The sequence below is a fragment of the Elizabethkingia occulta genome (genome assembly GCF_002023715.1).
In the GTDB taxonomy this organism is placed as follows: domain Bacteria; phylum Bacteroidota; class Bacteroidia; order Flavobacteriales; family Weeksellaceae; genus Elizabethkingia; species Elizabethkingia occulta.
The window spans coordinates 41,885-53,472 of the sequence record NZ_MAHX01000018.1 but is presented as its reverse complement, the minus strand read 5'-3'; the positions used below and the strand labels follow the sequence as shown (position 1 = coordinate 53,472).

General features: G+C 35.5%; 12 protein-coding genes. 7 read left to right on the top strand and 5 right to left on the bottom strand.

Annotated elements, in window-relative coordinates:
* The first annotated feature begins 61 nt into the window (after positions 1-61).
* From BAZ10_RS14325 to kdsA, 4 genes are all read left to right on the top strand, one after another.
* Positions 62-625, top strand: coding sequence for a Crp/Fnr family transcriptional regulator (locus BAZ10_RS14325; protein WP_045178969.1), 564 nt, complete (start codon positions 62-64; stop codon positions 623-625).
* A gap of 67 nt (positions 626-692) precedes the next feature.
* Positions 693-1,019 carry a DMT family transporter gene (locus BAZ10_RS14320; RefSeq protein ID WP_009085924.1) on the top strand — a complete coding sequence of 109 codons (327 nt, stop codon included), beginning with the start codon at positions 693-695 and terminating at the stop codon, positions 1,017-1,019.
* Between the two features lie 70 nt (positions 1,020-1,089).
* The gene (locus BAZ10_RS14315; RefSeq protein ID WP_078772619.1) at positions 1,090-1,623 is read left to right on the top strand and encodes a DUF1697 domain-containing protein; all 534 of its coding nucleotides are present in this window, start codon (positions 1,090-1,092) and stop codon (positions 1,621-1,623) included.
* A 51-nt stretch (positions 1,624-1,674) separates the two neighbouring features.
* Entirely contained in the window at positions 1,675-2,484 is an 810-nt protein-coding gene (gene kdsA / locus BAZ10_RS14310) for a 3-deoxy-8-phosphooctulonate synthase (RefSeq protein WP_078772618.1), read from the top strand.
* A gap of 212 nt (positions 2,485-2,696) precedes the next feature.
* On the opposite strand, the gene BAZ10_RS14305 is transcribed toward kdsA, so the two are convergent.
* The 4 genes from BAZ10_RS14305 to BAZ10_RS14290 form a co-directional block, all read right to left on the bottom strand.
* Positions 2,697-3,338 carry a TetR/AcrR family transcriptional regulator gene (locus BAZ10_RS14305; protein WP_078772617.1) on the bottom strand — a complete coding sequence of 214 codons (642 nt, stop codon included), beginning with the start codon at positions 3,336-3,338 and terminating at the stop codon, positions 2,697-2,699.
* Between the two features lie 101 nt (positions 3,339-3,439).
* Positions 3,440-5,089 (bottom strand): M1 family metallopeptidase, encoded by a 1,650-nt coding sequence (locus tag BAZ10_RS14300; RefSeq protein ID WP_078772616.1) that lies wholly within the window; start codon positions 5,087-5,089, stop codon positions 3,440-3,442.
* A 15-nt stretch (positions 5,090-5,104) separates the two neighbouring features.
* Positions 5,105-5,959, bottom strand: coding sequence for a twin-arginine translocase subunit TatC (gene tatC / locus BAZ10_RS14295; RefSeq protein ID WP_078772615.1), 855 nt, complete (start codon positions 5,957-5,959; stop codon positions 5,105-5,107).
* A gap of 3 nt (positions 5,960-5,962) precedes the next feature.
* Positions 5,963-6,922 (bottom strand): KpsF/GutQ family sugar-phosphate isomerase, encoded by a 960-nt coding sequence (locus BAZ10_RS14290; protein ID WP_078772614.1) that lies wholly within the window; start codon positions 6,920-6,922, stop codon positions 5,963-5,965.
* Between the two features lie 73 nt (positions 6,923-6,995).
* On the opposite strand from BAZ10_RS14290, the gene recQ reads away from it, so the two are divergent.
* The 3 genes from recQ (at position 6,996) to BAZ10_RS14275 (ending at position 10,693) form a co-directional block, all read left to right on the top strand.
* A complete protein-coding gene (gene recQ, locus BAZ10_RS14285; protein WP_078772613.1) occupies positions 6,996-9,203 on the top strand; it encodes a DNA helicase RecQ in 2,208 nt (735 codons plus the stop codon).
* Between the two features lie 11 nt (positions 9,204-9,214).
* Positions 9,215-10,306, top strand: a complete 1,092-nt coding sequence (locus BAZ10_RS14280; protein WP_078772612.1) for a glycosyltransferase — start codon at positions 9,215-9,217, stop codon at positions 10,304-10,306.
* Between the two features lie 105 nt (positions 10,307-10,411).
* Entirely contained in the window at positions 10,412-10,693 is a 282-nt protein-coding gene (locus BAZ10_RS14275) for an RNA recognition motif domain-containing protein (RefSeq protein ID WP_009085940.1), read from the top strand.
* 412 nt (positions 10,694-11,105) lie between these two features.
* Here BAZ10_RS14275 and BAZ10_RS14270 read toward each other — a convergent pair whose 3' ends face one another.
* Positions 11,106-11,570 carry a BlaI/MecI/CopY family transcriptional regulator gene (locus BAZ10_RS14270; RefSeq protein WP_078772611.1) on the bottom strand — a complete coding sequence of 155 codons (465 nt, stop codon included), beginning with the start codon at positions 11,568-11,570 and terminating at the stop codon, positions 11,106-11,108.
* Between the last annotated feature and the right edge of the window lie 18 nt (positions 11,571-11,588).

Here is an 11,588-nt window from a genome sequence, read left to right as displayed (position 1 = left end):
ACTACCACATTGTGGTAGTTTTTATTATTTTTAATGATATAAAAGTCCAAAAATATACTGAATGACTTTAAACGAAATTCTGGATCAGATATGGGTAATGCCGGAAGAGTCCAGAGAAGAACTTCAAAAACATATTCATGAAGTTAGCTTTCCAAAAGCTTATAATCTGATGGGAATAGACAAGGTAGAAACCTCAGTTTACTTCATTAAAAAAGGAATTGTCCGGGCCTATGTGCTACAAGATGGTAATGAAATTACCTTTTGGTTTGGAAAAGAAGGGAATACTGTGATCTCTATGCGGAGTTATGTTGAAAATAAGCCAGGTTATGAAAATATCGAACTTCTGGAAGCCTGTGAACTATATGAGCTAAAAATAGACAGTTTAAGAAAGCTTTACCAGCAAGACATTCATATTGCCAACTGGGGGCGAAGACTTGCAGAACAGGAGCTTATAAAGACTGAGGAAAGGCTTATATCCAGACAGGTCCGGGCGGCTGGTGAACGTTATAAAGATCTGATGAAGCAGCATCCGGAATTTCTGCAGAGAATACAGCTGGGATATATAGCCTCTTACTTAGGAATTACCCAGGTAAGTCTTAGTCGGATTCGGGCAGAAATCAGATGATTTTTTATCATATGTAAATTTTTTTCCAAAATGCATGTATTAATTTTGTGCCGCTAAATTTTAAAAAATGAATTGGATAATTTTAATTATTGCAGGGATCTGTGAAGTTGCGTTTGCGTCGTGTTTGGGAAAAGCAAAAGAAACAACCGGAGTCGAGTCTTATTGGTGGTACGGCGGATTCTTTGTGACGGTAACCATTAGTATGCTTCTTCTGATGAAAGCAACACAAACATTACCGATTGGTACAGCTTACGCAGTATGGACAGGAATAGGTGCTGTAGGAACAGTGATCGTAGGAATCTTTATTTTTAAAGAGCCTGCAAGCTTCTGGAGAATCTTCTTTCTGTTTACCCTGATAGGATCTCTTATCGGACTGAAAGCAGTTTCACACTAATTCTTTTACTAATCATAACAGGCTGTTTATAACAAAATACTTTCGTAAATTTGAAGAAGATTTTGTAAGCATGGAAAAGTACTGCGCATTCCTCCGTGGTGTAAATGTAAAAGGGACTAACATGAAGATGGCGGAAGTCTGTAAAGTCTTTCAGAATGCAGGAGTAAAAGATGTTTCTTCGGTTTTGGCATCAGGCAATATTATTTTTTCTTCCGCAGATTCTGTAGAGAATCTGAAAACAAAACTGGAAAAAGAACTTTCAGATTATTTCGATTATGAAGCTTTTCTTTTTATCAGAAATGAAGCTGAAATAAAAGCTATTTTTAGTAGTTCGCCTTTTAACTCTTCACCAGAATATCATAACTATACTTTCATAACAACAGAAGGGACAGAAGATGTTTTGATGCAGCTTTTTGATACCGCGGTGTATAAGGAAAATGAGCAGGCTGAAATTGTCCAAACAAATTTCTACTGGCAGACTCCTAAAGGAAATACGCTGAATTCAGATTTTGGCAAAGTTCTTGGAAAGAAATCGCTTAAAGACAGACTTACAAGTCGCAACATTAATACGATAGAAAAAATACTAAAAGCTATGAGTAAATAACTGAAAGTAGCTTTGATAAACAGATAATTATAAAAATAAATATTTAATAAAATGATTCAGGCATTAGATAAGATCAAACATAAAGATTCTAAGAACTTCTTTCTTATTGCTGGACCTTGTGCTATCGAAAGCGAAGATTTGGCTATGGAAGTAGCAGAAAGAGTAGTTCAGCTTACCAATCAGTTCAATATTCCATATATCTTCAAAGGTTCTTTTAAAAAAGCCAACCGTTCACGTGTTGACAGTTTTACCGGAATAGGAGATATTAAAGCGCTTGAAATCCTTAAAAAAGTAGGGGAGAAGTACGATATTCCTACAACAACCGATATTCATGAAAATGAACATGCAGCATTAGCCGCCCAATATGTAGATGTATTACAGATTCCTGCTTTCTTAGTGCGCCAGACAGATTTATTGATAGCTGCTGCCGTAACAGGGAAAGCTGTAACACTGAAGAAAGGACAATTCCTTTCTGCAGAATCTATGAAGTTTGCTGTAGACAAAGTAAAGGATTCAGGAAATGATAAAATAGCATTGATTGAAAGAGGGAACTCTTTTGGTTATACCGATCTGGTTGTAGACTTCCGCGGAATTCCTACAATGCGTCAGTATGCGCCTACAATATTAGATATTACCCACTCATTACAGCAACCTAACCAAAGTTCGGGTGTTACGGGAGGAAGACCAGAGTTAATTGAAACTATTGCTAAGGCTGGTATTGCAGTCGGTGCAGATGGTATCTTTATCGAGACACATCCTAACCCTGCTGTGGCAAAATCGGATGGTGCAAACATGCTGAAATTAGATTATCTGGAAGCATTACTGGAAAAACTAACAAGAGTACGCGAAGCAATTTTGTAAAGCGTTTTGAAATAAAAACGAAAAGCCGGAAGATAACTTCCGGCTTTTTTATAAAGTATTGCCAAGAGCTTGTTTAAATTTTATAATTAATACTCTTCGATAGGCTCAGAGTGACATTGCTCGTCTCAAATATTTTCTTTTTAGCGTTTTCAGGCTGAGCCTGTCGAAGCCTAACACTTTTTTGAATTAAAATTTAAACAAGTTCTGAATTTTTATTTTTTCTCCAGCTTTTTGTACTGGTCGTCTATAATAGTGGCTATAGCATCTTTCAGAATCTTTGCATCTTCTTCTTTATTAAAGTCGAGTCCACAGAAAGTAGAACCATTTACCGTAAAATGTAAATTAAGATAGTATGCACCTGCCACAAGCATTGCCAGTATAGCTCTGTATTCTTTTGATTTCTCCTTAAACAGAGGATCTATGACCTGATCTAATAAAGGGTTTCCTACGGCCTCTCTGTCGTCTGCAAGCTTTCTCAGAGATGGTCTGGTTTCTGAGATTCCCCATAAAATAATTTTTTGATACTCTTTATTTTTAGCCAAAGTATCATATTGCTGCAGGATCATATTGGTTGTGATTTCTTGTCCCCCATCGGAGAAACCGGAAGTCATGATCTCCTGATCATCTACATTAGCCCAGAAGTCCTGTGATTTTATATACTCATCAATAAGCTTATCTGTGCTTCCAAAATAAGAATAGATAAGTTTTTTATCTAATCCTGCAACAGTTGCAATTTTAGAAACTTTTAATTCAGAATATCCCTTTGTTGCCAGAATTTTTCCAACAGCGTTTAATAATTTTTGTTTAGTTTTTTCCTTATTTCTTATTGGACCGTCTACTACTTTTCTTGCCATATTCTTATTATTCTAAATTATATTCCTGAGTGTAAAAATATGAAAAATAACTTTTTATAATGGATAATATAAAAAAAAACACTCCATATGGAGTGTTTTTTCTATTGTATGAGGGTGTAATCAATATAATAATTTGCATCCCATTCTACAGGACTCTTATCCTTTAGTTTTACTGTTTTCCACTCTTCAGAAGGTGTTATAACAATTTTAGAATTTTTTAAACGAACGGGTAATTTAAAATCTTTTACAGTATTTACCCACCTGAAAGATAATTTTTTACCATCCTGCTTATATTCCAGTTTCGGAATATTAGTAGTAGTAAGATACTGACTAAATACTGTTGAGAAATCTATGCCGGACTTCTGGTTGATATAATCCTGTACTTGCTTGCCGGTAACGGTTTGGTGATAAAACTCTTTTCCCAGACCTCTGAGGATCTGGCGGAATTTTTCATCATCATTAATAACCTGGCGGATTGTATGAAGCATACTTGCTCCTTTATAATACATATCTCCACTGCCATGTGCTCTTACACCGTAAGACGGAATAATTGGCGCATCGTTTTGGATATTGTGCCTCTGGCCTATAAGATATTTGTTCCCATCCTCTTTACCAAAGATGAAATCTGAATAAAGAGTCTCCGAATAGCATGTGAAACTTTCGTGTACCCACATATCAGCTGTATCCTGTGCTGTAATATTATTTGCAAACCATTCGTGTCCACTTTCATGGATAATAATAAAGTCAAACTTCAATCCGACTCCTGTACCAGAGAGATCTCTTCCCAAATATCCATTTTGATATTTGTTTCCATAGGCTACAGCACTTTGGTGCTCCATTCCCAGGTGAGGTGTTTCAACAAGTTTATAACCATCTTCATAGAAAGGGTAAGGACCAAACCAATGTTCAAAAGCTTTCATCATAGGTTTTACCTGCTCAAATTGCTTTTTAGCCTTATCCAGATTCTCTTTAATAACATAATAGTCTAAAGATAACTTTCCTTTTTCACCATCAAAACTATCTGCGAAGTGAACATAATTTCCAACATACGGCGTAATGCTGTAATCGTTAATTGGATTTTTAACTTCCCAAACCGAAACGTTTTTACCATTTTCAATTCTTTGTTCTATAAGGCGTCCGTTAGATACACCTGTAAGATCTTTAGGACTGATAACTGTAAAAGTTACACCATTGTCCGGCTCGTCTCCCCAATAGTCTTTTATAGGTAGCCATACACTGGTACCAATACCTTCGGTAGCTGTAGTCATCCATGGTTTTCCGGAAGTATCCTTAGTGAAAACCCAGCCACCATCCCACGGTGCCCTTTTGGCAACAACAGGATTTCCTTCAAAATCCATGCTGATAAAGTGCTCGTCACCTTTTCTAAAGTTTCCTTTGGTCTGAACGAATAGGAAATTTCCGTCTCTTTTCTGAGAGGTAATTTCGAAGTCACTCATCACATTAGAAACCTTCATAGGTTGCTGAATATCTATCTGAAATGTAGGGTTGTTGATATCTTTTGTAATACTGAAGCTAATTCTGTTGTTGCCTTTTACGCTTTTTTGTGCAAAATTAGGCTCAGCTTCAATATCGTATTTTTTCACATCCCAGAAATCTCTGTACTTTGTATTAGATCCGAACAGAGAATCTTGTTTTGTAAATAGATGTTCTTTTTCTCCAAAAGCATTCTTATTTTGAGAATACGCCAGAACTCCTGATAACAGAAGCGCAGAGATTATAATTTTTTTCATAGTGATGTGAGATGTTTAGTTTTCTATCTTAGGCAGATTGGTTTCCGGCGTTTCTTTATTCTTTGCTCTTTTTTTCATTCTTTTCTCCATAAGTCTGGACATAAATATACTTATTTCATATAGTACAAGCAGAGGTAAAGCTGCTGCCATCATACTCAATACATCGGCAGGTGTAATAATAGCTGCAACAACCATAATAACCACAATTGCATGTCTTCTATAAGTAATTAAGAATTTAGGCGTAAGAATTCCGATGGATGTAAGCATATACACAACAATAGGGAAAAGGAAAATAACAGCCATCCCTAGAACCACCTGCAAGAAAATAGTAATATAACTGGAAAGGTCAATGTCTACCCGAATTGTGTCTGAGATATGAAAGAAATAACCAAAATTGATGACAAAAGGCATAACCAGAAAATACCCGCTAAGTGCTCCCAGCATGAACATTAGCCATGTACTGTTGATTACAAAAATTGAGTTTTTTCTCTCGTTTTCATGTAGCCCCGGGCTGATGAATTTCCATAATTCCCATACAATATAGGGGAATGCAATCATAATACCTCCAACAATAGAAACTGCCATCATTACATTGAACTGCTCAAATAATTTTCTTACCTGAATTGGAAACTTTTCCGGTAGATCAATAGTATCATGCCCGAATATCATCTGTGAAAAATGATTTACCACTTTAAATGTTAAAAAATCTGGTTTTGTTGGACCAAATAAAATATGATCCATAACCCAGTTAATATTGAATCCAATAGCAAAACCACCAATAGCAATAGCCAGGATGGAACGTATTAAATGTCCTCTTAATTCGCCAATATGTCCCAGAAAGGACATCTCTTTTTCTTTAGTTTCGCTCATGGTTTAAATAATACCTTCGTCTAATAATTTATGAATGTCAATAATACCGGAATATGTTCCGTTTTCTGTTACAACAAGTTGACCAATATTATTGGATTTCAAAATCTCCATGGCATTTTTTGCCAGAGAATTTTTGTCAATAGTTTTAGGGTTTTTGCTCATAATCTGATGAGCTGTAATACCAGAAACATCTTCATTCTGCATTAGCATTCTGCGCAAATCTCCATCGGTAATTACTCCAATTATATCATTCCCACTGGTAACCACTGTAATTCCGTGTTTAGAAGCACTGATAGAAATAATAATTTCCCGAATATTAGCACTCTCGTGTACTTCAGGTTTGTTATCCGAGAGGAACTGGGCAACTGTAGCCGTAAGGTTTTTTCCCAATGATCCGCCAGGGTGGTATTTAGCAAAATCAGTATCCTTAAAGTCTCTTAGCTCCATCAGGCATATTGCAAGAGCATCTCCCAACGCCATTTGTACAGTTGTACTGCTGGTAGGAGCTAGCTGATTAGGGCAGGCTTCCTGCTCAACGGCAGAACTAATGATAATATCTGAAGATTCGGCTAGCTTACTGTTTAGATTTCCAGTCATACCAATAAGGCATGAAGAATAGTTTTTCAGGAAAGGAGCAAGAGATGCAATTTCGGGAGAATTTCCGGAATTTGATATGCAAAGAACAACATCTTCTTTAGCCAGTAAACCAAGGTCTCCATGTATTGCTTCTGCAGCGTGCAGGAATTGCGTAGGAGTGCCTGTGGAGTTTAAAGTTGCCACTATCTTATTGGCAACGTGAGCACTTTTGCCAATGCCTACAACGACAAGCTTACCTTTAGTTTCATAAATTTTTTCAACAGCCTGAATAAAATTTTCATTTAGTGAATTTTTTGTCCTTTCCAGCTCCTGAATCTCTATGGAAAAGGTCTTTTTAGCAAGGCTTAGAATTTCTTCGGTTTTCAATGTAGATATTGCTTTGTTATATTAATTTCATTATCTTTGATAAGATGCAAATTTAGTAAACTTAAATCAAAGGATGAATACAAAATCTGCGAACATAGCGGAGTCATTGAAAAAGTATTTTGGATTTACAACATTCAAAGGGTATCAGGAACAAATTATATCTTCACTTTTAGAAGGAAGTGATGTCTTTGTTCTGATGCCAACAGGTGGAGGTAAATCATTATGCTACCAGTTGCCGGCATTAATGAGCGAGGGAACAGCTATTGTGGTTTCACCACTGATAGCACTAATGAAAAATCAGGTAGATGCGGTTAACGGGCTTTCTTCTGAAGAGGGAGTAGCACACGTTCTTAATTCTTCGTTGAACAAAACTCAGACGAAAACCGTGATGGATGATATCCGGAACGGAAGGACAAAGTTGCTTTATGTAGCTCCGGAGTCGTTGATTAAAGAGGAATATATAGATTTCTTTAAAGAAGTTCCTATTTCGTTCTTTGCAATAGATGAAGCGCATTGTATTTCAGAATGGGGGCATGATTTCCGTCCGGAATACAGAAATTTAAAAAGTATTATCGATAAAATTGCAGATGTTCCTGTTATTGCACTAACGGCTACAGCAACTCCGAAAGTTCAGGATGATATTCAGAAAACTCTTGGTATGACGAATGCTCTTGTATATAAAGAGTCTTTCAACAGACCCAATTTATTTTATGAAGTACGTCCGAAAGTAAACATCGATAAAGAGATTGTTAAATTTATCAAAGCTCAAAATGGTAAATCAGGAATTGTTTACTGTCTCAGCAGAAGAAAAGTAGAAGAATTCGCACAGCTTCTTCAGGTAAATGGACTGAATGCATTACCATATCATGCAGGTTTAGATGCCAAAACACGTGTAACCAATCAGGATAAATTCCTGATGGAAGAGGTGGACGTTATTGTTGCAACTATAGCATTCGGAATGGGAATTGATAAACCGGATGTAAGATTTGTAATACATTACGATATACCCAAAAGCTTAGAAAGTTATTATCAGGAAACTGGACGTGCCGGAAGAGATGGAGGAGAAGGACATTGTATTGCTTTCTACGATCCGAAGGATATTGAAAAACTTGAAAAGTTTCTGGCTCAGAAACCAGTTTCGGAAAGAGAGATTGGGTTACAACTGCTTAACGAAGTAGTGGGATATGTTGAAACATCCATGAGTCGCCGCCAGTACCTGTTGTATTATTTTGGTGAAAAGTTTGATCCGGTAAACGGAGCAGGTGCCAAGATGTGTGATAATTCCGTAAACCCACCTGTGTTAAAAGATGCAAGTGAGGATCTGACGAAAATTCTGAGCCTTGTAAGGGATTTGGGACAAAAATTCAGAGCAAAAGATCTGGTTGCTGTAATTGCAGGTAAAGAAAATGCTGTAACCAAGTCATATAAACTCGAGAACAATCACCACTTTGGTAGTGGTAAAGATAAGGAGGATAATTACTGGAAATCTATTATCAGACAAGCGGTAGTTCAGGATTTTTTATTAAAAGATATTGAAACTTACGGGGTATTAAAACTTACGAAAAAAGGTTTAGACTGTATCGACGGTAAACTGAAGTCGAAATTTGAAATAGCAGAAGACAGGGTATATAATCTTGCAGAAACTGCTAAAATATCTTCCGAAGTCACATTAGGAAATACGGCGCGAGGACTGGACGATAAATTGTTCAGTTTACTGAAAGAGGTAAGGAAAAAAGTAGCCCAGAAAAATAATATTCCGCCATATACGGTATTTCAGGATCCAAGCTTGGAGGATATGACAGTACAATATCCTATTAGTATAGACGAGATTTCTAAGATATATGGAGTAGGAGAAGGAAAAGCCAAAAAATTCGGAAAGGAATTTGCGGATTTTATAAAAAAGTATGTTGAGGAAAACGATATCGACCGTCCGGACGATATGGTACTGAAGCAGGTAGCAAATAAATCCAGTCATAAGGTTTTTATTATTCAGAATACGGATAAGAAAATTGATTTGGAAGATATTGCTAAAGCTAAAAATTTGTCAATGGACGATCTGCTTTCCGAAATGGAGAGTATCGTTTATCAGGGAACGAAGCTAAATATCGATTATTATATCGACGAAAATTTTGATGAGGATATCGTCGAAGGATTTATGGAATTTATGATGGAGTCTGAGAGCGATAGTATGAAGACTTTATGCTCTGAATTTTCTGACGAACTTTCCGACGAGGAAATCCGAATGCTGCGTATAAAATTTATTAGCGATGTAGCGAACTAAAAGCAGGAAAAATGAAACTTATTGAAATTATGTTTATTCTTCCTGATCTCAGACCGGGTCAGGAGGAATATACTGTTTCAATGCTGTTGAAATATTTACCAAGAGATGTTTTCCGCCCCTCTGTTCTATTATTAAATAAAGGAAGGCATTATTATAATCTGAATACACTTCGGGAATATGTGGAGGTTATTGATCTGCAGGTAGGGAAAATCAGAAATTCTCTAGCGATTATCCTGAGACAAATTAAAAAACGAAATCCGGATATTGTTTTCTGTAATGCAAAAGAGCTGAATGTCTATTTTGCATACTTTTCTTACTTCTTTCCGCATACTAAGTTTATTACAAAAATGAATGAGGGTTTCTCCAGACAATTATTCAGAAGGAGTCTGCGTTTTTTCTACAGATTTTATAATAATTATGATAGGATTATTATATCCTCTGAGGATACGCGTAATGATCTTATTCAGAATTTTAAAATTGAACCCCATAAACTAGCGAAAATTCATAATTCTGTGGATTTTGATCAGATGGATAATAAATTCTCTGATGTCCGGAAACCTCATTTTTTCGACGATGAATACAAAAATATTGTTACAATGGGAGATTCATCTTCTACAGAAGGGTTCGAGCATCTGTTACAGGTATTCAAACATCTTGAAAATGAAAAGGTGAGACTTCATATATTAACAGATGAAATAAGTAAAGAAAAAATACGGCAGGCAAAAAATACTCTGAAGCTGGATAATGTGATTTTTCATAGTACAATGACTAATTCTTGCGCCTTTGTAAAATATTCAGACTTATTTATCCTTTCCTCTAAATGTGATGATTCAGTAAATACATTATTGGAAGCCGGATGTTGTGGTACTTATGTTTTGGCAGATAGTAAATTAAATGGTCTTTCAGAAATTATTCAGCCAAAAGTGAACGGAGAAATGTTAAATATTGAGAAACATGAAAGCTTTGCAAAACAAATTTTGGAATCACTGTATAGTGATAAATCTCCTGAATTAATAAGGTATTCCATGGAAAACAGATTTTCCAAAGAAAATATTTTAAGAAAATATTTTGATATTTTGGAAGAAACTTACAATATTCGATAAAATTGTTGTACCTTGCCTACATTATTTAACAGAAGTCAATAGGATGTTCATTACGCTTTTTGATTACTTTAAATCATATTTTATCAACAATTTTAATTTTTTATAATGAACATTTTTATTTCAAACATTAACTATTCAGTTAAGGAATCTCAATTAGAAGAACTTTTTGCTTCATATGGTGCTATTCAGTCTGCTAAAATTATTATGGACAGAGAGACTGGTCGTTCTCGTGGTTTTGGTTTTGTTGAAATGCCAAACAATGATGAAGCTAACACAGCTATTGAATCTTTAAACGGAGCTTTGTTTCAAGGTAAAAACCTAAACGTTTCTGAAGCTAGACCTAAAGAAGAAAAACCTAGAAGATCATTTAATAATAATAGATACTAGAAAAAGACGACAATTGTCGTGTCGTGACCGGAAGAGAAATCTTCCGGTTTTTTTATTTTCATACTGGATGAAAAATTAATGCCAGTAGATCAGGTGTAAAAATTAGAACTTCAGCAAAAAGTTCTGTGCATACGAAAATAAAATCCTTCAACAGGCTCAGGATAAAAAAGTGATATGCTTTTTGGCACTGTCTCATCTTTTACTCTGTCTTATAATTTTTGGATTAGATTATGATATAAGAAAAAGGATAGATTAACAGAAATGCTCCGGAGGAGCCTGATCTCATAACGGTATAACTGTAAAAGATATGATGTTTACTTTAATTTTGTGCCTTATACAGGCATTACAATAAAAAAATACCCTGAATTTTCAAAATTCAGGGTATTTGTATATCCTTGTTACAGAAAGAAAGTTATTCTACTGATTTCTTTTCAGTTTTTTTCTTTTTAGATTTCTCTTTCTTCTTTTTCTTTTCTTTCTCAGGTTTTGCTTTTTTAGTTTCTTCCTCTTTTACAGAAGCAGACTCAGCAATAGCACCTGTAGTATATCGTTTTAGATGTTGATCGTTTAATAGCTCTAATCTGACCATTTCAGCTAGTAAAAGTTCAGGAGATGCATTATAATATTCTTCAATAAACAATCTTAGTAGCTGTTGGTAATATTGTTCTTTAGAAACTTTTACTTCATAACGGTGAAGTCTGCCAAAAGGTTTTACTTTCAGAAATCCTTTTTCAACCAATATTTTCAATACTGTTGCTACTGTATTGTGATGTGGTTTAGGCTCCGGATATGCTTCCATAATATCCTTAAGAAACCCTCTTTCTATTGTCCATAACGCATGCATTAACGTTTCCTCTGCCGGAGTAAGGCTCTTCATAAAAATTATTTTACTCAA

Coding starts and splice junctions, on each gene's coding strand:
- BAZ10_RS14325 (WP_045178969.1), top strand. CDS start 62: ATGACTTTAAACGAAATTCTGGATCAGATATGGGTAATGCCGGAAGAG.
- BAZ10_RS14320 (WP_009085924.1), top strand. CDS start 693: ATGAATTGGATAATTTTAATTATTGCAGGGATCTGTGAAGTTGCGTTT.
- BAZ10_RS14315 (WP_078772619.1), top strand. CDS start 1,090: ATGGAAAAGTACTGCGCATTCCTCCGTGGTGTAAATGTAAAAGGGACT.
- kdsA (WP_078772618.1), top strand. CDS start 1,675: ATGATTCAGGCATTAGATAAGATCAAACATAAAGATTCTAAGAACTTC.
- BAZ10_RS14305 (WP_078772617.1), bottom strand. CDS start 3,338: ATGGCAAGAAAAGTAGTAGACGGTCCAATAAGAAATAAGGAAAAAACT.
- BAZ10_RS14300 (WP_078772616.1), bottom strand. CDS start 5,089: ATGAAAAAAATTATAATCTCTGCGCTTCTGTTATCAGGAGTTCTGGCG.
- tatC (WP_078772615.1), bottom strand. CDS start 5,959: ATGAGCGAAACTAAAGAAAAAGAGATGTCCTTTCTGGGACATATTGGC.
- recQ (WP_078772613.1), top strand. CDS start 6,996: ATGAATACAAAATCTGCGAACATAGCGGAGTCATTGAAAAAGTATTTT.
- BAZ10_RS14280 (WP_078772612.1), top strand. CDS start 9,215: ATGAAACTTATTGAAATTATGTTTATTCTTCCTGATCTCAGACCGGGT.
- BAZ10_RS14275 (WP_009085940.1), top strand. CDS start 10,412: ATGAACATTTTTATTTCAAACATTAACTATTCAGTTAAGGAATCTCAA.
- BAZ10_RS14270 (WP_078772611.1), bottom strand. CDS start 11,570: ATGAAGAGCCTTACTCCGGCAGAGGAAACGTTAATGCATGCGTTATGG.